The organism is Sphingobium sp. GW456-12-10-14-TSB1 (genome assembly GCF_059424385.1).
Map to the genome: position 1 here is coordinate 3127654 of NZ_JBWKZI010000001.1, position 21407 is coordinate 3149060.

21 protein-coding genes are annotated in these 21407 nt (G+C 64.8%); 11 read left to right on the forward strand and 10 right to left on the reverse strand.

What is annotated here, in order from left to right; all coding sequences use genetic code 11:
- The 3 genes from AC07X9_RS15315 to AC07X9_RS15325 are packed head-to-tail and all read left to right on the forward strand — an operon-like array spanning position 1 to position 2611.
- The gene (locus tag AC07X9_RS15315) at positions 1 to 669 is read left to right on the forward strand and encodes a DUF969 domain-containing protein (protein ID WP_017181669.1); all 669 of its coding nucleotides are present in this window, start codon (positions 1 to 3) and stop codon (positions 667 to 669) included.
- Positions 666 to 1601, forward strand: coding sequence for a DUF979 domain-containing protein (locus AC07X9_RS15320; protein WP_017181668.1), 936 nt, complete (start codon positions 666 to 668; stop codon positions 1599 to 1601). Before AC07X9_RS15315 ends, AC07X9_RS15320 begins: the two co-directional genes overlap by 4 nt.
- The gene (locus AC07X9_RS15325) at positions 1598 to 2611 is read left to right on the forward strand and encodes a DUF2891 domain-containing protein (RefSeq protein WP_017181667.1); all 1014 of its coding nucleotides are present in this window, start codon (positions 1598 to 1600) and stop codon (positions 2609 to 2611) included. The genes AC07X9_RS15320 and AC07X9_RS15325 overlap by 4 nt, the downstream gene beginning before the upstream one ends.
- Positions 2612 to 2618: 7 nt before the next feature.
- Here the strand turns inward: AC07X9_RS15325 and dapD are convergent, their stop codons facing one another.
- The 4 genes from dapD to AC07X9_RS15345 all read right to left on the reverse strand — a co-directional run bounded on the left by dapD (position 2619) and on the right by AC07X9_RS15345 (position 5880).
- Positions 2619 to 3455: a 2,3,4,5-tetrahydropyridine-2,6-dicarboxylate N-succinyltransferase gene (dapD, locus tag AC07X9_RS15330; protein ID WP_017181666.1), complete on the reverse strand. Its 837-nt coding sequence runs from the start codon at positions 3453 to 3455 to the stop codon at positions 2619 to 2621.
- Positions 3452 to 4123 (reverse strand): pyrimidine 5'-nucleotidase, encoded by a 672-nt coding sequence (locus tag AC07X9_RS15335; RefSeq protein ID WP_017181665.1) that lies wholly within the window; start codon positions 4121 to 4123, stop codon positions 3452 to 3454. The genes dapD and AC07X9_RS15335 overlap by 4 nt, the downstream gene beginning before the upstream one ends.
- A gap of 174 nt (positions 4124 to 4297) precedes the next feature.
- Entirely contained in the window at positions 4298 to 5173 is an 876-nt protein-coding gene (locus AC07X9_RS15340) for an LOG family protein (RefSeq protein ID WP_017181664.1), read from the reverse strand.
- A gap of 41 nt (positions 5174 to 5214) precedes the next feature.
- Entirely contained in the window at positions 5215 to 5880 is a 666-nt protein-coding gene (locus AC07X9_RS15345) for an extensin family protein (protein ID WP_017181663.1), read from the reverse strand.
- Between the two features lie 191 nt (positions 5881 to 6071).
- Between AC07X9_RS15345 and AC07X9_RS15350 the strand changes: the two genes are divergently transcribed.
- From AC07X9_RS15350 to AC07X9_RS15360, 3 genes are all read left to right on the forward strand, one after another.
- A complete protein-coding gene (locus AC07X9_RS15350) occupies positions 6072 to 7232 on the forward strand; it encodes a phosphoserine transaminase (RefSeq protein ID WP_017181662.1) in 1161 nt (386 codons plus the stop codon).
- A 127-nt stretch (positions 7233 to 7359) separates the two neighbouring features.
- A complete protein-coding gene (gene serA, locus AC07X9_RS15355) occupies positions 7360 to 8940 on the forward strand; it encodes a phosphoglycerate dehydrogenase (protein WP_017181661.1) in 1581 nt (526 codons plus the stop codon).
- A gap of 132 nt (positions 8941 to 9072) precedes the next feature.
- Positions 9073 to 10203, forward strand: coding sequence for an ATP phosphoribosyltransferase regulatory subunit (locus AC07X9_RS15360; protein ID WP_017181660.1), 1131 nt, complete (start codon positions 9073 to 9075; stop codon positions 10201 to 10203).
- Here the strand turns inward: AC07X9_RS15360 and AC07X9_RS15365 are convergent.
- Positions 10200 to 11066 (reverse strand): alpha/beta hydrolase, encoded by an 867-nt coding sequence (locus AC07X9_RS15365; protein WP_026002138.1) that lies wholly within the window; start codon positions 11064 to 11066, stop codon positions 10200 to 10202. The genes AC07X9_RS15360 and AC07X9_RS15365 overlap by 4 nt on opposite strands.
- A gap of 236 nt (positions 11067 to 11302) precedes the next feature.
- Between AC07X9_RS15365 and AC07X9_RS15370 the strand changes: the two genes are divergently transcribed.
- Positions 11303 to 12592: an adenylosuccinate synthase gene (locus tag AC07X9_RS15370; RefSeq protein ID WP_017181658.1), complete on the forward strand. Its 1290-nt coding sequence runs from the start codon at positions 11303 to 11305 to the stop codon at positions 12590 to 12592.
- 48 nt (positions 12593 to 12640) lie between these two features.
- Positions 12641 to 12820, forward strand: a complete 180-nt coding sequence (locus AC07X9_RS15375; RefSeq protein WP_017181657.1) for a hypothetical protein — start codon at positions 12641 to 12643, stop codon at positions 12818 to 12820.
- On the opposite strand, the gene AC07X9_RS15380 is transcribed toward AC07X9_RS15375, so the two are convergent.
- Together AC07X9_RS15380 and AC07X9_RS15385 are read right to left on the reverse strand one after the other, a co-directional pair.
- Complete coding sequence (locus tag AC07X9_RS15380) at positions 12817 to 13413, reverse strand: Pr6Pr family membrane protein (RefSeq protein ID WP_017181656.1); 597 nt, start codon at positions 13411 to 13413, stop codon at positions 12817 to 12819. The two genes, AC07X9_RS15375 and AC07X9_RS15380, sit on opposite strands and share 4 nt — an antisense overlap.
- Positions 13410 to 14720: a dicarboxylate/amino acid:cation symporter gene (locus AC07X9_RS15385; RefSeq protein ID WP_026002137.1), complete on the reverse strand. Its 1311-nt coding sequence runs from the start codon at positions 14718 to 14720 to the stop codon at positions 13410 to 13412. Before AC07X9_RS15385 ends, AC07X9_RS15380 begins: the two co-directional genes overlap by 4 nt.
- A gap of 145 nt (positions 14721 to 14865) precedes the next feature.
- Here AC07X9_RS15385 and AC07X9_RS15390 point away from each other — a divergent pair, with 145 nt between their 5' ends.
- Positions 14866 to 15750, forward strand: a complete 885-nt coding sequence (locus AC07X9_RS15390) for a bestrophin family protein (protein WP_086485913.1) — start codon at positions 14866 to 14868, stop codon at positions 15748 to 15750.
- Between the two features lie 85 nt (positions 15751 to 15835).
- Here the strand turns inward: AC07X9_RS15390 and AC07X9_RS15395 are convergent, their stop codons facing one another.
- From AC07X9_RS15395 to AC07X9_RS15405, 3 genes are all read right to left on the reverse strand, one after another.
- On the reverse strand, positions 15836 to 17167 hold the full coding sequence (locus AC07X9_RS15395; protein ID WP_017183550.1) for a dicarboxylate/amino acid:cation symporter: 1332 nt from the start codon (positions 17165 to 17167) through the stop codon (positions 15836 to 15838).
- A 179-nt stretch (positions 17168 to 17346) separates the two neighbouring features.
- Positions 17347 to 17922: a pyridoxamine 5'-phosphate oxidase gene (gene pdxH, locus AC07X9_RS15400; RefSeq protein WP_017183549.1), complete on the reverse strand. Its 576-nt coding sequence runs from the start codon at positions 17920 to 17922 to the stop codon at positions 17347 to 17349.
- A 100-nt stretch (positions 17923 to 18022) separates the two neighbouring features.
- Positions 18023 to 19366 (reverse strand): hypothetical protein, encoded by a 1344-nt coding sequence (locus AC07X9_RS15405; RefSeq protein ID WP_017183548.1) that lies wholly within the window; start codon positions 19364 to 19366, stop codon positions 18023 to 18025.
- 180 nt (positions 19367 to 19546) lie between these two features.
- On the opposite strand from AC07X9_RS15405, the gene AC07X9_RS15410 reads away from it, so the two are divergent.
- Positions 19547 to 20452: a DnaJ C-terminal domain-containing protein gene (locus tag AC07X9_RS15410; protein ID WP_026002470.1), complete on the forward strand. Its 906-nt coding sequence runs from the start codon at positions 19547 to 19549 to the stop codon at positions 20450 to 20452.
- Positions 20453 to 20467: 15 nt separating this feature from the next.
- Positions 20468 to 21403 (forward strand): YihY/virulence factor BrkB family protein, encoded by a 936-nt coding sequence (locus AC07X9_RS15415; RefSeq protein ID WP_017183546.1) that lies wholly within the window; start codon positions 20468 to 20470, stop codon positions 21401 to 21403.
- Positions 21404 to 21407: the final 4 nt, after the last annotated feature.

Below are 21407 nucleotides of genomic sequence, written 5' to 3' on the forward strand. Positions count from 1 at the left end.
ATGTGGGTGCTGCTCGGCATCGCGGTGATCGTTGCGGGTTTCGTGCTGCGCTTCAACCCGCTGCTCGTCATCCTGGCGTCGGCGGTCGTGACGGGGATCGCGGCCGGGCTCGATCCGCTCGCCATCCTCGCCGCCTTTGGCAAGGCGTTCAACGAAGCGCGCTATGTCAGCATCATCTGGATCGTGCTGCCGGTGGTCGGGCTGCTGGAGGCGCATGGGTTGCAGGAACGCGCGCGCGGATTGATCGGGCGGATGCGCGGGGCGACGGTCGGGCGTTTCCTGACCTTCTATCTGCTGGCGCGGCAGGGGTTGGCGGCGGTGGGGCTGACATCGGTGGCGGGCCATGCGCAGACCGTGCGCCCGCTGGTCGCGCCGATCGCGGAGGCCGCCGCAGAACGCCAGTCGGGCGATCTGGACGATGCGGAGCGGGAGCAGGTCAAGGCGATGGCGGCGGCGACCGACAATGTCGGGCTGTTCTTTGGCGAGGATATATTTCTGGCGATCGGGTCGATCCTGCTGATCAAGGGGCTGCTGGAACAATATGGCATCAGCCTTGAGCCGCTCCAGCTGTCGGTCTGGGCCATCCCGACCGCGATCGCCGCCTTCCTAATCCACGGGTTCAGGCTGTGGCGGCTCGACCGTCGCCTGAACCGGGCGGAACGGCCATGATCACGCTGCACTGGGTCTATGCGCTGGCAGGCGCGATCTTTGCCGCCTTTGCGCTGCTGGGCGTCAACGACACCAGCAATCCGCGCGCCCGCCGGACGGCCGCTTTCTGGGCGCTGCTGGCGCTGTCGATGTGGGCCGGGGATTCGCTGGGCGATCTGGGCAATGGCGTGCTGGTGCTGGGGCTGGTGGCGCTGGCGGCGTCCGGGCTGGGCCGGGGCGGCGGCATGGTGCCGGACAGGGTGCGGCAGGAACGGGCAGGGCGTTTTGGCAACGGGCTGTTCGCCATTGCGCTGGTCATACCGGCCACCGCTTTGGTCGGCACCTTGCTCTTCAAGGGCGTGCCAACCTGGGTCGATGGCAAGCAGGCGACGCTTATTGCGCTGGCGCTGGGCGTGGTGATCGCCCTGATCGCTGGCTGCCTGTGGCTGCGCGCCGGGCCGATCGTCCCGATGCAGCAGGGGCGGCGGCTGATGGATCAGGTCGGCTGGGCCGCGATCCTGCCGCAGATGCTTGCCAGCCTGGGCGCGGTATTTGCGCTGGCCGGGGTCGGTGACGCGGTCGGCGGGCTTGTGAGCCAGGCGATTCCGCAGGGCAGTTTGCTCGGCGCGGTGATCGCCTATGGCCTTGGCATGGCGCTCTTCACCATCGTCATGGGCAACGCCTTTGCCGCTTTCCCGGTGATGACCGCCGCCATCGGCATACCCCTGCTGATCCGCACCTATCACGGCGATCCTGCGATCGTCTGCGCCATCGGGATGCTGGCGGGTTTCTGCGGAACGCTGCTGACGCCGATGGCGGCCAATTTCAACCTCGTCCCTGCCGCCCTGCTGGAACTTAAAGACAAGCATGGCGTCATCAGGCAACAGGTCGGCACGGCTTTGCCGCTGCTGGCCGTCAACATCGCGCTCATTTATTGTCTGGCTTTCCCATGACGCACCTGACCCCCGACATGGCCAATGGCTTTGCCACGCTGACCCTGTCCCATCTGGGACGGCGCTACCCTTACAAGATGGATCTGGTGCTGGCCGGGCCGCAGGATGCGCGCGAACCGGCTGACCATCATCCGATCTTCCACGGCAGTTTCGACTGGCATAGCTGCGTCCATGGCTGGTGGCAGGTGATGCGGCTGCTGCGCCTCTACCCGGACATGCCGCAGGCCAGCGCGATCCGGGCGCAGGCAGACGCAATGCTGATCCCCCAAAAGGTCGCGGGTGAACTCGCCTTCCTCGCGCGGCCCACCGCCACGGGTTTTGAACGGCCCTATGGCTGGGCCTGGGCGCTGGCCCTGCATGGCGAACTGGCGCGGCATGAAGCGCCCTGGGCGGCGGCGTTGGAACCATTGGCGCTCGCCTTTGCCGCGCGCTTCCACGACTTCCTGCCAAAGCTTACCTATCCGCTGCGCGTCGGCACCCATTTCAACATCGCCTTTGCCCTGACGCTGGCGCTGGAATGGGCCGAAGGGCGCGATCCCGCGCTGGTGGCGCTGATCCGCGATCGGGCGCTGCACTGGTTCGGCGATGATCGCGCCTGCCAGGCATGGGAGCCGGGCGGCGACGAATTTCTCTCGCCCGCTCTGTGTGAGGCGCTGTTGATGAGCCGCCTGCTGGCGCGGGCCGATTTCGCCGACTGGTTCCACGCCTTCCTGCCGCAACTGGCGCAGGGTGAACCAGCGACCTTATTCACCCCCGCGACCGTGTCGGACCGCAGCGATGGCAAGATCGCCCATCTCGATGGCCTGAACCTCAGCCGAGGCTGGTGCTGGCGCGCGATTGCCGCTGCGCTGGGACCGGGCGACCCGGTCGCGGTATCGGCGCTGGATGCGGCGGAACGGCATATCGCCGCCAGCCTGCCCCATGTCGCTGGCGACTATATGGGGGAACATTGGCTGGCGACGTTCGCGCTGCTGGCGCTGGAACGACCCTCCCCGGCACGGGGCGGGTGAATTTGGATCAATCCCGCAGCAGGTCGTTGATCCCGGTTTTGGACCGGGTCTGCGCATCCACCCGCTTGACGATCACGGCGCAATAGAGGCTGGGGCCGGGCGTGCCGTCGGGCAGCGGCTTGCCGGGCAGCGATCCTGGCACGATCACCGAATAGGGCGGCACTTCGCCCATGAACACTTCGCCGGTCGCGCGGTCGATGATCTTGGTCGACTGGCCGATGAACACGCCCATCGACAGGACCGATCCCTTGCCGATGCGCACGCCTTCGACCACTTCGGACCGCGCGCCGATGAAGCAGTCATCCTCGATGATGACCGGGTCGGCCTGCAACGGTTCCAGCACGCCGCCAATGCCGACGCCGCCGGACAGATGGACATTCTTGCCGATCTGCGCGCAGCTGCCCACCGTCACCCAGGCGTCGACCATCGTGCCTTCATCCACGAACGCGCCGATATTGACGAAGCTGGGCATCAGGATCGCGTTCTTGGCGATATGTGCGCCCGCGCGGGCAAGTGCGCCCGGCACTGCGCGGAAACCGGCGGCGCGGAACTCCGCCTCGCCCCAGCCTGCAAATTTGCTCGGCACCTTGTCCCACCAGAAACCGCCACCGGGACCGTTTTCGATCAACACATTGTCATTCAGGCGGAAGGAAAGCAGCACGGCTTTCTTGAGCCACTGGTTGACCTGCCAGCCATCGGCGGTCGGCTCGGCGACGCGCGCCTTGCCGCTGTCCAGCAGGGCAAGCGCCGCGTTCACGGCATCGCGCACCGCCCCTGTGGTGGTCAGGCTCACATTGGCCCGGTCCTCCCAGGCGGCGTCGATTATGCTTTGCAGGTCGGTCATGCGCTTTCCCCAAAAATGCCGGCCAGAAACGGCCTCAGATGATCAGTCTCGAAATCGATAAAATCGGGATGATGGTCATGATTGCCCGCTTCGGAGCCATTATTGACCCAGATGGTCACCATGCCGATCGCCTTGGCGGGCCGCAAATTGCGCGCCATATCCTCGAAAAAGGCGGCGCGGGTCGGGTCGACATCATGGACGCGGCACAATTCGGCATAGCCCGACGGATCGGGCTTGGGCACATATTGGCAGGCATGAATGTCGTGGATCTGCTCGAACAGGCCGGACAGGCCCAGCTTGTCGAGCACGCGGCCGGCATAGTCCGCATCGCCATTGGTGAAGATCAGGCGGCGGCCCGGCAGCGCGGCGATATGGGCATTCAGCTCCGCATCGACCTCCAGCCGGTCCATCGATATGTCATGGACATAGTCGAGAAAGTCGCGCGGCTCGATGCCATGATGGTGCATCAGCCCCGACAGGGTCGTGCCATGCTCCATGAAATAGCGCTTCTGCGTCTGCCGCGCGATGACCGGGTCGCAGCCAAGCAACCCCTGGATGAATTCGCCCATCTTCACGTCGATCAGCGCAAACAGGTCCGCCTTCGCCGGATAGAGCGTGTTGTCCAGATCGAAGATCCAGGTGTCGACATGGGCCAGATCGCCAAGCATGGCCGCGCCCTAGTCCCGTGCGCCGGGAAGGGCAAGCCACTAACCCTTCTCCCCGTGGGGGAGAAGTTGGAAGAGGGGGATGGGCATGGCGTGCGACGCACCCCCTCTCCGGCTGCGACCAGGCGGCAAAGCCGCCAACTCTCGCTGCCCTCTCCCCCATGGGGAGAGGAGTGTTCAACATCCCAGCGGTTCGCTATCCTCATAAAAGGCCTGCACCGCCTGCCACGCTTCGTCGGCGCTTTCGACCCAGGTGATGAGGTTAAGGTCAGCCGGCGCAATCACGCCTTCGTCGGCCAGCGCCTCGAAATCGACCACCCGGTTCCAGAATTCCTTGCCGAACAGCAGGATGGGAATGGGCTTCATCTTGCCGGTCTGAATGAGGGTCAGCAGTTCGAACATCTCGTCGAACGTGCCAAAGCCGCCGGGGAACACCGCCAGCGCCCGCGCCCGCAACAGGAAATGCATCTTGCGCAGCGCGAAATAGTGGAACTGGAAACTCAGTTCCGGCGTGACGAAGCGATTGGGCGCCTGTTCGTGGGGCAGGACGATGTTCATGCCGATCGTGGTCTGGCCGACATCGGCCGCGCCGCGATTGGCCGCTTCCATGATGGAAGGGCCGCCGCCTGAACAGACGACGAAGTGGCGACATCCCGCCGCGTTCACCGGATATTGCGCTGCGATGCTCGCCAGCTTGCGGGCTTCATCATAATAATGCGCCTTCTTGCCCAGATTTTCGGCAATGCGCTTCTGTTCCGGCGTGGTCGCAGCGTCGATCCGGGCCTGCACCTGGTCGGGTTCGGGAATGCGGGCGGAACCATAGAAAACGAAGGTCGATTCGATTCGCGCTTCGTCCATCAACAATTGCGGCTTCAGCAATTCCAGCTGGAACCGGACCGGGCGCAGATCCTCGCGCAGCAGAAATTCGGTGTCCTGAAAGGCCAGCCTGTAGGCGCTGCTGCTGGTCTGGGGCGTATCGATCGCCTTGCGGGCGTCGGCCGCCTCCTGACTGGCGGGGCGGAATTTGCGTTCTTCAATGTCTTTTTTTGTCATCCCCACGACTTAAGGGGCGCAGATGACATTGCCAAGGCGGATTACCGGCAAAACCCGCCCTTGCCGCCCATGTCGAAATGAAAATGGTCGCGATGGGCCGCGTTATAATCGGGGCTGAGGACGGTATTGAACCGCTTACAGGCGCTGGCGTGGATGACCTTGAGGAACTGGCGCGTCTCCCGATCGCCGTTCCATCCCTGTTCGACACTGATCTTGCGCCCGTCGGCCATCACGAAGGCGGCGACGTCGATCGCGTTGCTATGGGCATGTTCGGACAATTTACCAAGGCCTGCGATGGGCCGACAATTATAGGTGCCGAACGTTTCGATCCGCACGATCTCCGTCCCCAATATGGCGCGCGCGGCGGGCTGCACGCCATAGCGCGCCCAGGCGGCGAAATTGGCGGCCAGCTGGCAAGTCATCGCGCCCAAATTGGTCGCGGGCACGCCAAAGTCGATCAGCTTGACGCTGCTCAGCGCGCTGCACCCGCCGCCGAACGTCCGATCGGGCAGGGGGGTATAGGCGATCGCCTGCGCATTGAGTTTCGCCAGACACTGGCGAAACGCCATCGGCTGCGGCGCTGCCGGACGCGCGGGCTTGGAGACGCGCGCCACACGGCCGCGCGGCACCAGATCGCCGCCGCACGCGCTCAGCATCATCGCCATCGTCACGGCCAGCGCCGCGCCGCGAAACATCGTCATCGTCATCGCCCGCTCTATCAGGAGCCACCCATGGTAGCAGGACAAATCTTGCTGATGGTTAACGGCGGGCACGGCTCGTCCCGTTTTTAGCACTGGGTCATTTTCGCAACCGGCTTGACAGGTCCGCCGAAATCTCTAGGGCGGCCGACGGGCCACGCGGTCCCAACGCCGCGCTGCTCTCTGTAAGGAGAAGCTACATGACTGAAGTTACCGAAGCCGGCGCCCGTATTGCGCCTGCCGCCAAGCCGACGACTCTGCCGGCTCGCCCCTTTTTCTCTTCCGGTCCCTGTGCCAAGCCTCCGGGCTGGAGCGCCGCTGCGCTCGCCACCGACTCGCTGGGCCGCTCGCACCGTAGCAAGATCGGCAAGAACCGCCTCGCTTACTGCATCGACCTGATGCGCGAATTGCTGAACCTGCCCGACACCCACCGCATCGGCATCGTCCCCGGCTCCGACACCGGCGCCTTTGAAATGGCGATGTGGACGATGCTGGGCGCGCGCCCGGTCACGACCATCGCCTGGGAAAGCTTCGGCGAAGGCTGGGTGACCGATGCCGCCAAGCAGTTGAAGCTCGACCCCACCGTCATTCGCGCCGACTATGGCCAGCTGCCTGATCTGTCGGCGGTCGATTTCAGCACCGACGTGCTGTTCACCTGGAACGGCACCACGTCGGGCGTCCGCGTCCCCAATGCCGATTTCATCCCGGCGGATCGCGAAGGGCTGACCTTCGCCGACGCGACCAGCGCGGTGTTCGCCTATGACATCGACTGGGCGAAGATCGACGTCGCCACCTTCTCCTGGCAGAAGGTACTGGGCGGCGAGGGCGGCCATGGCGTGCTGATCCTTGGTCCCCGCGCCGTTGAGCGCCTCGAAACCTACACCCCCGCCTGGCCGCTGCCCAAGGTGTTCCGGCTGGTGTCGAAGGGCAAGCTGGCCGAAGGCGTGTTCAAGGGCGAAACGATCAACACCCCGTCCATGCTGGCGGTCGAGGATGCGATCTTCGCGCTGGAATGGGGCAAGTCGATCGGCGGCGCCGCTGGCCTGATCGCCCGCAGCGACGCCAATGCGGCGGCTCTGGACAAAATCGTGGCGGAGCGCGACTGGCTCGGCCATCTCGCGGTCGATGAAGCCTCGCGCTCGAAAACCAGCGTCTGCCTGACCGTCGCGGGTGCCGACGAAGCCTTTATCAAGGCCTTCGCCGCATTGCTCGAAAAGGAAGGCGCCGCGTTCGACGTAGCGGGCTATCGCGATGCCCCCGCCGGGCTCCGCATCTGGTGTGGCGCGACCGTCGATACTGCCGACATCGAGGCGCTCGGTCCCTGGCTCGACTGGGCCTATGCGACCGTAAAGGCTGCTTAATCTAAAACAAAGCCGTCATTCCCGCGAAGGCGGGAACCCATCTCCCACCCTATCGACAGGTGCAACGGTCGGAGATGGATCCCCGCCTTCGCGGGGATGACGGGACTATTTTCCAAAGGAAATACAGATGCCCAAGGTACTTATCAGCGACCAGATGGACCCCCGCGCCGCCGCCATTTTCCGTGAGCGCGGCGTCGAGGTCGACGTCATCACCGGCAAGACCCCCGAAGAGTTGAAGGCCATGATCGGCCAGTATGACGGCCTCGCCATCCGGTCCTCGACCAAGGTGACCAAGGACATTCTCGACGCCGCCACCAACCTCAAGGTCATTGGCCGCGCGGGCATCGGCGTCGACAATGTCGACATCCCCTATGCCTCGGCCAAGGGCGTGATCGTCATGAACACGCCGTTCGGCAACTCGATCACCACCGCTGAACATGCCATAGCGCTGATCTTCGCGCTGGCGCGCCAGATTCCCGAAGCCAACACCCAGACCCAGCAGGGCCTGTGGCCGAAAAACGGCTTCATGGGCGTGGAAGTCACCGGCAAGACGCTGGGCCTGATCGGCGCGGGCAATATCGGCTCGATCGTCGCCAGCCGCGCGCTGGGCCTGAAAATGAAGGTCGTCGCCTTCGATCCGTTCCTGACGCCGGAACGCGCCATCGAAATGGGCGTGGAAAAGGCCGATCTCGACACGCTGCTGGCGAAGGCCGATTTTATTACGCTGCACACGCCGCTGACCGACCAGACCCGCAACATATTGAGCCGCGAAAATCTGGCCAAGACCAAGCAGGGCGTGCGTATCGTCAACTGCGCGCGCGGCGGGCTGATCGACGAAGCCGCGCTCAAGGACGCGCTCGATTCGGGCCATGTCGCGGGCGCCGCGCTGGACGTGTTCCAGACCGAACCGGCCAAGGAATCGCCCCTGTTCGGCACGCCCAACTTCATCTGCACCCCGCATCTGGGTGCGTCGACCGATGAAGCGCAGGTCAATGTGGCGTTGCAGGTCGCCGAACAGCTGTCCGACTATCTGCTCGACGGCGGCATCACCAATGCGCTTAACGTGCCCAGCCTGTCGGCGGAGGAAGCGCCCAAGCTCAAGCCCTATATGGCGATCGCCGAGAAGCTGGGCAGCCTGGTCGGCCAGCTCGAAGGCGACCAGATCACCGGCGTTGCGGTAGAGGTGGAAGGCCATGCCGCTGAACTGAACCAGAAGCCCATCACCGCCGCCGTGCTGGCGGGCCTGATGCGCGTCTATTCGGACACGGTGAACATGGTCAACGCGCCCTTCCTGGCCAAGGAACGCGGCCTTGACGTGCGCGAAGTGCGCCATGACCGCGAAGGCGATTATCAGACGCTGGTGCGCGTCACCGTCACCACCGAAAGCGGCGAGCGTTCGGTCGCGGGCACCTTGTTCGGCCATGCCAGCCCGCGCCTGGTCGAACTGTTCGGCATCAAGGTGGAGGCCGATCTCGACGGCACCATGCTCTACATCGTCAACCAGGACGCGCCCGGTTTCATCGGCCGCCTGGGGTCGACGCTGGGCGCAGCCGACGTCAATATCGGCACCTTCCACCTGGGCCGTCGCAACCAGGGCGGCGAAGCGGTGCTGCTGCTGTCGGTCGACGGCACCGTCACCGAACCGCTGCGCTGGGAAATCTGCAACCTGACCGGCGTGAAGCAGGTGAAGGTGCTGCGCTTCGCCTAAGCTGCCCCCTCACCCGTTCGTCCTGAGCCTGTCGAAGGACTGTTCTTCTTAAAAGGACAGGGCTTCGACAGGCTCAGCCCGAACGGTGGATGGGGATGGCCTAGCGCCAATTTTCCGCTAAAGGCGCAAGCCATGACCATGATCCCGCCCAGCCTCCTTCCAGAGGGTCTGTCCGACCGCCTGCCGCCGCAGGCCGAAGCCTCCGCCCGGCTTGCCCGCCGCGTTCTGGATACGGTTGCGACTCACGGCTATGAACGGGTCATGCCGCCGCTCGCGGAGTTTGAGGATACGCTGACCCAGCGCCTCAAATCCATGCGCGCGCAGGATCTGGTTCGCGCCGTCGATCCCGTGTCGCAGCGCAGCCTGGCGCTGCGCCCGGACATGACGGCGCAGGTCGGCCGCATCGCCGCGACTCGCCTGGCCACCGCGCCGCGCCCGCTGCGCCTTTCCTATGCCGGGCCGGTGATCCGTCTCAAAGCCAATCAGCTGCGCCCGGAGCGGGAGAAGTTGCAGGTCGGGGCCGAACTGATCGGGTCGGACAGCGTCACAGCCGTCGTCGAGATCGTCAATGTCGCGATCGAGGCGTTGCAGGCGGCGGGCGTCGGCGGCCTTACCATCGATTTCACCCTGCCCGACCTGATCGACATGCTGGCCGCCGGTCCGTTGCCGCTGGCGGCGGGTGAACTGGAAGCGGTCCGCACCGAACTGGACGCCAAGGATGCAGGTGCTCTCGTTGCGCTGGGGCCGCAGGCCGCGGCCTATCTGCCGTTGATCGAGGCGACGGGTCCGTTCCACGCCGCGATGGAGCGGCTCGAAGCCTTCAATGCGAGCCTTGGCGGCGCGATCGACAGCCGCATCGCGGGCCTGCGCGCCATCGCCAAGCCGATCGGCTGGGACATCACGCTGACGCTCGATCCGACCGAACGGCACGGTTTTGAATATCAGAACTGGTTTGGCTTCTCGATCTTTGCCGAAGGCTTTATCGGCGAAATCGGCCGGGGCGGCAGCTATGCCATCCTGCGCGCCGATGGAGAGGAGGAGCCAGCCATTGGCTTTTCCCTTTATCCCGATCCGCTGATCGACGCTGGCTTTGGCGACAAGGCGCCCAAACGCCTGTTCCTGCCGCTGGGCGCAGACGCGGCCCGCGCCGCCGAATTGCGGGCCGAGGGCTGGCACACCGTCGCCGCGCTGGTCGGCGATGAGGATGGCGCGACATTGCGCTGCTCGCATTGGCTCGATGGCGCGGAACTGCGCGCCTTCTAACGGACGACTCGCGCCAGCCAGTCGTCGACCACTGCCGTGCCCGGATAGGCCGGATCGCCCATCTGCCGGTTGATCTGCATATGGCCGCGCAGCCCGCGCCCTTCCAGCGCCCGTATCTCCACGGGCGTACCCGCGCGCTTCAAGGCTGCGGCCAGCGCCTGCGACTGCGCCGTGCCATCGTCCCGGTCGACATGCAGGATCAGGAAGGCCGGGGCGTTGGGCCGGGCGGCATGGCGAGTCGGCGACAGCGCCTGTTGCCGCGCGGGATCGGTGCCGAACGCCTGTTCATAGGTGCCCTTCATCAACCGGCCCGATTGCGCCATCTGCGCCGCCACGTCATAGGCCGCCCCATCCAGCGGGATGATGCCGCGCACGGCGTCGGGCGACAGCCCTGCTTTGGCGAAATAGCGCATGTCCGTCCCCACCAGCGCGACCAGATGCGCGCCCGCGCTATGGCCCATCAGCACGATCCGGCCCGGATCGACCCCCAATGTCGCCGCGCGGCGGCGCAGGAAGGCAACGGCATCGGCCACGTCCTGCGCCTGCTGCTCGACCGTGGCGCCGGGCACCAGACGATAGTCGATGGACGCGAAAGCATATCCAAGCTGTTGATAATGAACGGATTTATGGCGTCCGGTGGCATTGTCCTTGCTACCGCGCTTCCATCCCCCGCCATGGACGAAGATCACCAATGGCCGCGCTATGTTCGGCTTGCTGTCGGTTTGGCCCGGCCAGAAATCCAGCGTCTGCGCCGGATCGCCGCCATAGGCCACCACTTGTTCGCCGGGCGGGGCGCGCCGCGGCGCTCCATGCGCGGGGGACAGAAGCGACAGGCACAGGACAAGGATCAAGGCTATCCGCACGGCGTATCTCCACGAACGACGGATAATCAGGATCGCGCGCCTGCTTCACCACGTAAAGCCGTTGCGCTGTATCAAAGTGTAATCGTCCCTCCGCCTTGACGCGCCAGCCCCGCGCCGCTAACCCGCGCCCGCACCGGGTGCCCCATATTCTGTCGGGCGCCCAATCGATCCTACCGGCATGTCGAGTCCCGTCGAAGGGCATGGCCGGTCCGCGCGGCGGGCGGAGATCTGTATCCATGGCAAATGTAACCGTGATCGGCGCCCAATGGGGTGACGAGGGCAAGGGCAAGATCGTCGACTGGCTGTCGGAGCGCGCCGATGTCGTCGCCCGTTTCCAGGGTGGCCATAATGCCGGCCACACGCTGGTGGTGGGCGAGAAAGTCTATAAACTCTCGCTGCTGCCGTCGGGCATCGTGCGCGGCACGCTGTCGGTGATCGGCAATGGCGTGGTGCTCGATCCCTGGCACTTCCGCGATGAAGTCGCCAAGCTGACCGCGCAGGGCGTGTCGATCACGCCCGACAATCTTCAGATCGCCGAAACCTGCCCGCTGATCCTGCCCTTCCACCGCGACCTTGATGGCCTGCGCGAGGATGCGAGCGGCGCGGGCAAGATCGGCACCACCCGGCGCGGCATCGGCCCGGCCTATGAGGACAAGGTCGGCCGCCGCGCCATCCGCGTGTGCGACCTTGCTCATCTCGACGATCTTGGCCCGCAGCTGGACCGGCTGACCGCCCATCATGACGCGCTGCGCGCCGGTTTTGGCGAACCGCCGATCGATCGTGCCGCGCTGATGGCGGAACTGACCGAGATTGCCGATTTCATCCTGCCCTTCGTCAAGCCCGTCTGGCTGACGCTCAACCGCGCCAAGGCGGCGGGCAAGCGCATCCTGTTCGAGGGCGCGCAGGGCACGCTGCTCGACATCGACCATGGCACCTATCCCTTCGTCACCTCGTCCAACACGGTCGCGGGCACGGCGGCCAGCGGCACCGGCCTTGGTCCCAATGCGGCGGGCTTCGTGCTGGGCATCGTCAAGGCCTATACCACCCGCGTCGGCTCCGGCCCGTTCCCGACCGAGCTGGAGGACGCCACTGGCCAGCGGCTGGGCGAGCGTGGCCATGAATTTGGCACTGTCACCGGCCGCAAGCGCCGCTGCGGCTGGTTCGACGCGGTGCTGGTGCGCCAGTCGATCGCCGTGTCGGGCGTCACCGGCATCGCGCTGACCAAGCTTGACGTGCTGGACGGGTTCGACACGCTCAACATCTGCGTCGGCTACAAGATTGGCGATCAGACATACGATTATCTGCCCGCCCATGCGCAGGATCAGGCCAAGGCCCAGCCGATCTACGAAGCGATCGAAGGCTGGCACAACACGACCGCCGGCGCGCGCAGCTGGGCGGACCTTCCGGCGCAGGCGATCAAATATATCCGCCGGATCGAGGAACTGATCGGCTGCCCGGTCACGCTCGTATCCACCAGCCCGGAACGCGAGGATACCATCCTGGTGCGCGATCCGTTCGCGGATTAAGGGTATAGGGGGGCGGGCACAGCCTGCGATCTTTCCGAAGGACGACACATGGCCGAGAAATTCGAACGGCACCGGCAGCCCTGGACCCAGGACGAGATCCAGAAGCTGCACCTGCTGGCGAAAAAGGGCATGGGCCTCAAGGCCATTGCCAAGGCGCTGACCCGGACCGAGGAATCGACCAAGGCCCGCGCCAAGGAAGACGGGCTGAATATCGCCAAGCTGCGTTAGCCGCTCCGGGCCATGCGCCGGTCGATCCAGACCAGCGCATGGCCAGCCGCGACGAAGCCCATGGCGATCAGCACTGCATTGACCAGCACCGTGCCGATGCCGATCTTCGCGACGTCGATGAACGGATAGGCATAGCGCCCCTCCGCCATGCCGCGCAGCAAGGCATAGGGCAAATAGAGCGCGGGAAACAGCGTCCATCCCCATGGATCGCGCCATCGCAACTGGCCTCGCACCGCAAAGGCGATCCACCACAAGGGGACCAGTACCGGCGTCACCTTGTGCAGAAGCGTATCGGCGAGCAGCGCGCCGCCGCTCAACGTCAACAGTCCGCGCAGCAGCAGGCCATAGATAATCCCGACCAGCAGGATCGCCAGCATGACGCCTGCCAGTCTGCGCGGATGCGGCTGGCCACCGATCGCAACCCAGCCAAAGGCCAGCGCGACAAGCAGATTGGTCAGCACCGTGAAGTAGCGCAGCAATGTCCAGAGCGTGCCTGCTACCGACCCGGTCTGGTCCAGCGTCGCCGCGAATTGCACGACCAGCCCGGCCAGTGCGACAAGCGCCACGATCGCCGCCGCGATCCTTGCCGTCATGGCTGGTCCTCCTCACCCGCCGCGATCACCGTCGCCGCGACCAGATCGCCGGTTACGTTCAGCGCGGTGCGGCACATGTCGAGCAGCCGGTCGACCCCCAGCACCAGCCCGATCCCTTCGGGCGGAATGCCGACCATGCCCAATATCATCGCCACCACCGGCAGCGATCCGGCCGGTACGCCCGCTGTCCCGATGCCGCCCAATATGCACATCATCATCACCATGATCTGCTGGGCGATGCTGAGTTCGATGCTGAAAAACTGGGCGAGGAAGATGACCGTAATCCCCTCGAACATTGCCGTGCCATTCTGGTTGGCGGTCGCGCCGATGGTCAGGACGAAACGGCTGATGCGGCGGGGCAGGCGCAATTCCTCTTCGGCCACGCGCAGGGCGGTCGGCAGGGTCGCGTTGGAAGAGGCGGTGGCAAAGGCCATCACCGTCGCCTCCTGCACGGCGGCGAAGAAGCGAAGCGGTGATCGTTTGGCTATGAAGGTGATCAGCAGCGAATAGATGCCGAACATCTGGATCGCCAGCGCCAGCAGCACCACGCCGACATAGGCGGACAGGCGGATCAGCAAGTCCCAGCCGAAATGGGCGGCCAGGTTGAACATGAAACAGGCGATGGCAATCGGCGCCAGGCGGATGACCAGCCCCATCAGCCGCATCGTCACCGCCAGCAGGCCCTCCATCGCGCTCAGCAGCAATTGCGTCTGCGGCGTCCGCACCAGCATCAGTCCGATGCCGAAGAACAGGGCAAAGACCATCACCGCCAATATGTCGTTGCCCGCCATGGCTGCGACGATATTGTCGGGGATCATCGCGATGAAGGCGGCCATGCCCTGCGGCGCGTCATCGCCCCGGCTCAATATCGCCTTCGCGCCCGGTGCCGCGTCGTTCAGCATCGCCCGCGCCATGGCCGGGTCGATGCCCGCACCGGGCCGGAGCAGGTCGACCACCAGCAGGCTGACCGCCACCGCAATGGCCGACACGATCAGCGTGTAGACCAATGTGCGCAGCCCCACGCGGCGCAGCGCGCGAATCTCGCCCATTTCGGCGATCCCCACGATCAGCGCCGACACCAGCAACGGAATGACCAGCATGAATAGCAGGCGCAGGAAGATCTGGCCGATCGGCCCGGTCACATAGGTCGTGACATGATCGACCCAGCGCGCGTCGGGCGCGGCCATATAGACGGCCAGGCCGACCACCAGTCCTATGACGAATCCCGCCAGCATCTGCCATTGGAGCGACAGGGCCGCCGTCCTTGTGCCGGTTTCAGCGCTTGGTTCCTGGCTCGTGCCGGTCAATGGCCTGTCCTCCTGTTGCCGCACCTGCCCAACGGTCCGGCCCGGCTGCGAGTTGCACTCTAACGCACAGGTCATTTCGCTATAGCATCAAGGGAGCTTTCATGCGCCTCTTGCGTTGGCGCGGTCCTGTCCTTTGGAGAATTGCATGATCGTCGACCCCGTCCCCAGCCTGCATCGGATGGCCGCCGAGGTGTGGAAGCCGCTGACCCTGTTGTTCGTGTGGGACTGCGTCGTCACGATCACCTACTATGTGCTGCCGTTCAAGGCGCCCGGACTGCCGCTGACCATCTTCGGCACCGGACTGGCGCTGTTCCTGGGGTTCCGGTCCAATTCCGCCTATCAGCGCTGGTGGGAAGGGCGCACGCTGTGGGGCGCGATGATCAACGCATCGCGCAGTCTGGCGCGCGCGACCCGCAACTTCCTGCCTGATCCGGACGGGCGCGAATTGAAGCGGGAGATCGTCAAGCGCCAGATCGCCTATGTAAATGCGCTGCGCTGCCAGTTGCGGCGACTGCCGATTGATGACGATGTCACCCGCTTTCTGGAGGAAAAGGATCAGGGGCTGGCGCTCGCCCGCGTGAATGTCGCCAACGGACTGCTCGACAGCACCGGGCGGCGCATCGACATCGCCCGGCGCACGGGCTGGATCGACACAATCCAGCAGACGCAGATGGAGGCGGTGCTGGTGGACATCGCCAACGCGCAGGGCGGGATGGAGCGGCTCAAAAATACCCCGCTGCCGGTGCAATATCGCTATCTGCCGACCATCTTCACCCATCTCTTCTGTCTCTTCCTGCCGCTGGGGCTGGTCGAAACGCTGGGGCTGGCGACGCCGCTCGGCTCCACGGTCGCGGGTCTCATGTTCCTGGCGGTGCTGCGGATCGGCGACGATCTGGTCGATCCCTTCGCCAACACGGTCCATGACGTGCCGCTCAACGCCATGTGCCGCACGATCGAGATCGACCTGCTCCAGTCGATCGGCGATCCCGCGCCCGAACCGCTAAAGCCTGTGCGCGGGGTGTTGTGGTAGAGGCGCCCGTGTTCCCGCGCAGGCGGGAACCCAGTTCCGACGTTTGGACTGGGTTCCCGCCTGCGCGGGAACACTATAGCGTCGGTTACCCCTTACGCTCTTCCTCCAGCATGTCCGGGGCCAGTTCCAGCCCGGCGCGGCCATGCGCGGCGGTATGCGCCGGCGCCTTGGGGTGAGGCACGTCGATCGGTTCCTCGACCTCCAGCATCCCTTCCCATTTGGTGATCACCGACGTCGCGATGGCATTGCCCAGCACGTTGGTCGCGGTACGGCCCATGTCCATGAAATGATCGACCGCCAGGATGAAGGCGACGCCCTCGACCGGCAGGTCGAACTGGCCCAGCGTGGCCGCGACCACCACAAGGCTGGCGCGCGGCACGGCGGCGATGCCCTTGCTGGTCACCATCAACACCAGCAGGATCGTGATCTGGGTCGCGATCGGCAAATCGATGCCATAGGCCTGCGCGATGAAGATGGTCGCGAAGGTCGAATACATCATCGACCCGTCAAGGTTGAAGCTATAGCCCAGCGGCAGCACGAAGCTGTAGATGCGGCGCGGCACGCCGAAGCGATCCAGTTGCTCCAGCATCTTGGGATAGGCGGCTTCGGACGATGCGGTGGAGAAAGCGATCAATATCGGTTCGCGGACATAGCGGATCAGCTTGAACATCCGCTTGCCCAGGAAGATCGATCCCGCCGCGAACAGCAGAAGCCACAGCGCGCCCAGGGCGATATAGAATTCGCCGATCAGCTCGCCAAAGGTGACGAGCACGCCCAGCCCCTCGGTCGTCACGACCGACGCGAGCGCCCCGAACACCGCGAAGGGCGCGACGCGCATGACATAGCCTGTCACCTGCAACATCAGTTCGACCATCGATTCGATGACGGTGACGACCGGCTTGCCCTTCTCCCCGATCGCGGTCAGCGCGACGCCGACGAACAGCGAGAATACGACGATCTGAAGGATCGAATTTTCCGCCATCGCGCCGACCATGGAGGTCGGAAAGACGTGCAGGATGAAATCGCGAAAATTGAGCGCTTCGGTATTCACGCCCGAATCCACGCCCGACCGGACAAGGTTCAGCCCTTCGCCCGGTGCGAAGAAGTTGACGAACATCAGCCCCAGGGTCAGCGAAATCAGGCTGGCGATCACGAACCAGGCGAGCGCCCGCCCGCCGATCCGCCCCAGCGCCGCGCTGTCGCCCATATGGGCGATGCCCGCGACCAGCGTGGAAAATACCAGCGGCGCAATGATCATCTTGATCAAATGCAGAAATATGTCGGCCAGCAGGTGGAAATAGCCGGCCACATCCTTGGCCAGCGTCTTGTCGCTGCCAACCCACAGATTGGCCGCGAAGCCGACAATCACCCCCAAAACCATGCCGGTGAGAATGAAGGCGGTCAGTCTGTTACGCATCCGTGTCCCTCTAGGCCGCTGGAGCCACCGGCTCCGCACTTCTTTTACATGTGTCAGGCCGACACCTAACAGGCCCATGGGCCAGCGGCAATCGGCGCGCGTCGGGGCGCATCTTCATAGACGAACCAGCGGGCGGTTTCCGCGCCTCGCTTCGTCCGGAATGGCGGCATCAGAAGCCTTTAGGGGTAAAGCAGCCCTTCGCTCCAGCCCGCGCCCGCGCGGGTGAAGACTCGCCGCTCATGCAGGCGATGCTCGCGATCCTGCCAGAATTCGATCCGTTCCGGCCTGACGCAAAAGCCCGACCAGTGCGGCGGGCGCGGCACCGGGCCACCCTCGAACCGCGCCCGTTCCGCCTCATACCTGTCCATGAAGGTCTGACGGTCGGGCAGGGGGCGGGACTGGTCGGATGCCCATGCGCCCAACTGGCTGTCGCGGCTGCGGGTTGCGAAATAGGCGTCGGCGGTGGCGTCATCGACCGGGCCGACCGGGCCTTCCACCCTGATCTGCCGTCGCGCCGATTTCCAGTGGAACAGCAATGCGGCATGGGGATTGGCCAGCAGTTCGCCCGCCTTGCGCCCCTCAAAATTGGTGTAAAAGACAAAGCCGTCCGGGCCATGCCCTTTCAGCAGCACCATCCGTACCGACGGATGACCGCGCGCATCGGCTGTGGCGAGCGCCATGGCATTGCTGTCGTTGATTTCGGTCTCGCGCGCCTGGGCGTACCAGTCGTCGAACAGGGCAAAGGGATCAGTCATGCCCGGTCTTTACGGGCGGGACGCGACGCTGTCGATACGGGCTTGCCGAAGGAACGGAGCCGAAAGGTGAGGGGGTGCCGATCAGGCCCCCCCCCTATCGTCAGAAGCGGAAGCCCAGACCCGCCGACCAGCTGGTATAATCGCTGGCCTTGATCAGGTTGAAGTTCAGGCGGATGAGGTCGCGGGCGTTGCGCGCCGATTCTTCGCGGCCCCGGATGCCCAGTGACAGGGTCATTTCATGGAACGTGTCATAATAGAGCTTGTCGCCGGTATAGTTGGTCAGCGCATAGCTGGCCCGCACCGATGTATTGCGCCCGAACCCGCGGAACTTGAGCGGCAGGTCATAGGCCACCCCGTTACGGAACGCCCAGTTCTTCAGGCCCGGATTGACGTTGTAGCCGGTGAAGCCGGTGCTCATCGTCGATGTATAGCCGACCATGTTACCGATGATCAGCCGACCCCGGCCCAGACCGTTCAGCACATAGCGGCTGGCGATCGTCGTCGAAATCATATGGCCGAGCGAGCCGAGCTGATCCGACCCGGTGATGCCATAGCCGATGCGCGGTTCGAGCGACCAGCGCTGCGCGATCAGCGGAAATTCGACGCCGACGCCGAATTGCGCGGTCGCGGCACGCGCGCCGTTCACTTCGGAATAGCTGATCGGCAGGTCGAATTTCAGCAGGGCGCGGCCACCTTCGGTCAGGCGGAAGCTGCGTGCGATCCGGCCATCGACGCGCATGAAGTCATAGCGCCCGCCATTTGACGAACCGCCGCTGTAATTGGCGCCAACGATCCACGGATCGCCCGCCGTGTTGGTGCCGCCATTGGCCGCCTGTTCGATCGCCGAATCGCCCGACGACAGGTCCAGGCTCGAGCGGACCAGCCCGCTCTGCACCGAATTGGGATTGCCCGCGAGCGGATCGACCGGCGAATAGCGCGCCAGCGACTTCAGCAACAGGCGGACCAGCCGTTCGGCTTCCGCGCTGTCGACTTCGTCCAGATATTCGTTGAACAGGTCGTAGGACGCCTGGCGCGTCACCCCGTTAAAGCGGTTCTGGTAGGTTTCGCCTTCTGCATCGAGCGCGGGGATGGAGATGCGGAAAACCGGGCTGTTGGCGTCATAAAAGCCATAGATGGGCAGGCCGCGAAAATCGATGACGCCGCTGACCGGGAACAGGTCATTATATTGCGCGCCATAGCGTTCGCGCAAACGCTGCGGATTCATGAAATCCTGACCGTCATTGGCAATGTCCAGGCCATAGCTGTCGGTCCGGGTGATGCCACCCGGCAGGCCCAGCGTCACGCCAATGCGGAACAGGCTCTGCAACTGGTCGAGTTGCTGAGGTGTTGGCGGTGGCGGGCCAACCTGCGCCTGCGCGCTGGTCGTGATCGGGCCGAGCATCGAAAGGGTCGCCACGGCGCCCCAGGCAAATTTCTTGATCATGGTGTAACCCCCAAAACACTCGCATTCCCCACGCGAGACAGGCGGCGGCTAGCAATTGGCGTTGCGCGGCGCATACCCCAAGCGGGGTATGACGGGGGTGTTGCGCATCCATTGCTTGAATGTCGCGCCATCCTCCGCCACATAGTCGCCAAGTGATGCTTTTTCGCAACAGGTAAGATGATGGCCGATCCCTATTCCACATTGGGCGTCGCGCGCGGCGCGACCGACGCGGAGATCAAATCCGCCTATCGCAAGCTGGCCAAGGAACTGCACCCCGACAAGAATCGGGACAATCCCAAGGCGGCCGAGAAATTTTCCGCTGCGACCAACGCCTATGACCTGCTGTCCGACAAGGATAAGCGCGCCCGCTTCGACCGGGGCGAAATTGACGCGGATGGCAATCCGACCGCGCCCTTCGGCTTTGGCGGCGGGGGCGGCGGCGGCTTTCGCGGCCAACCGGGCGGTTTTGAAACCGGCGGCGCCGATTTCGGCGATATTTTCGAAGGGCTGTTCGGCGGCGCGGGGCGTCGCGCGGGCGGCGGCTTTGGCCGTCAGGCACCGCAACCCAGGGGCGCCAACGTCGCCTATCGGCTGGCGGTGCAATTTGCCGACGCGGCCATATTGGCGCCGCAGCGCATCACATTGCAGGACGGCAAGACGATCGACCTGAAACTGCCCGCTGGCGTTGAAAGCGGCACGCAGATGCGCCTGTCGGGCAAGGGACAGCAGGGGCCGGGCGGCGCGGGCGACGCGATCGTCACGATCGAAGTGCGGCCGCACCCCTTCTTCACCCGCGATGGCGACAATGTGCGGCTCGACCTGCCCGTCACGCTGGACGAAGCGGTCAAGGGCGGCAAGGTCAAGGTGCCGACCGTCGATGGCCCGGTGATGCTGGGCGTGCCTGCCGGCACCACGTCGGGCAAGACGCTGCGGCTGCGGGGCAAGGGCTTTACCGGCAAGGATGGCACGCGCGGCGACCAACTGGTCACCCTGATGGTGGACGTCCCCGCCGATGATCCCGCGATCCAGGCGCTGGTGGAAAAATGGCAGGACCGGCGGGCGGTGCGCGCCCATCTGGGCGTCTAGGGCGTTATCGGGGGAATGCCGATGCCTTCGCCCCTGTCGCCCGAATCCCGTCGCCACCGTATGGCGGGGCATATCCACCGCCAGATCAATCGCGTCCGCCCCGGATCGCACCCGTTCGAAATTGTCAAGCGGGTCGCGGTCGGTACCTATAGCGACGGGTTCATCCATGCCGGGAATCTCGCCTATCTCTCGCTGATGACGCTGTTCCCCTTCTTCATCGTCGCGGCAGCAGTGGCCAGCATCTTTGGCCGGACGCAGGACGGGGTACAGGCGGTCAACGCCTTCCTGACCACCGTGCCCAGCGGGGTGGCGGATGTCGTGCGCCAGCCGATCAACGATGTGCTGGCCGCCCGGTCCGGCCCCTTGCTGTGGCTGGGCGCGCTGGTCGGCCTGTGGACCGTCGGCAGCCTTATCGAAACGATTCGCGACATTCTGCGCCGCGCCTATGGCACGAAAAGCACCAAGCCCTTCTGGCGCTACCGTCTGGGCGCGGTCGGCATCACGCTGGTCAGCGTCGTCGCGGTGATGTTCGCCTTCTCGCTTCAGGTCGTGATCACCGGCATCGACCAGTTTCTGCAACAGATATTGCCCTGGGCCGATGATGCGATCGCGCTGGTCGCGTCGGCCAAACTGGTGCCGATGGGGATTGTGGGCGTCGCGCTCTGGTCATTGTTCGTCACGCTGACGCCGACCGCTTACAAGGATCGCCGCTTTCCCAAATGGCCCGGTGCGGTCGCCACCGCCCTATGGTGGTACGCCACGACCCTGCTGCTGCCGCCGACCCTGTCGCTGCTGGGCGGTTATGACCGTACCTATGGCAGTCTGGCGGGTGTCATGATCACGCTCATTTTTTTCTTTCTCGTCGGGCTTGGCGTGGTAATTGGCGCGGAACTGAATGCGGCGCTGGCGGAATTTCCCGAAGAGGAAGATGCCCCGGCGGCGGACATCTGAGGGA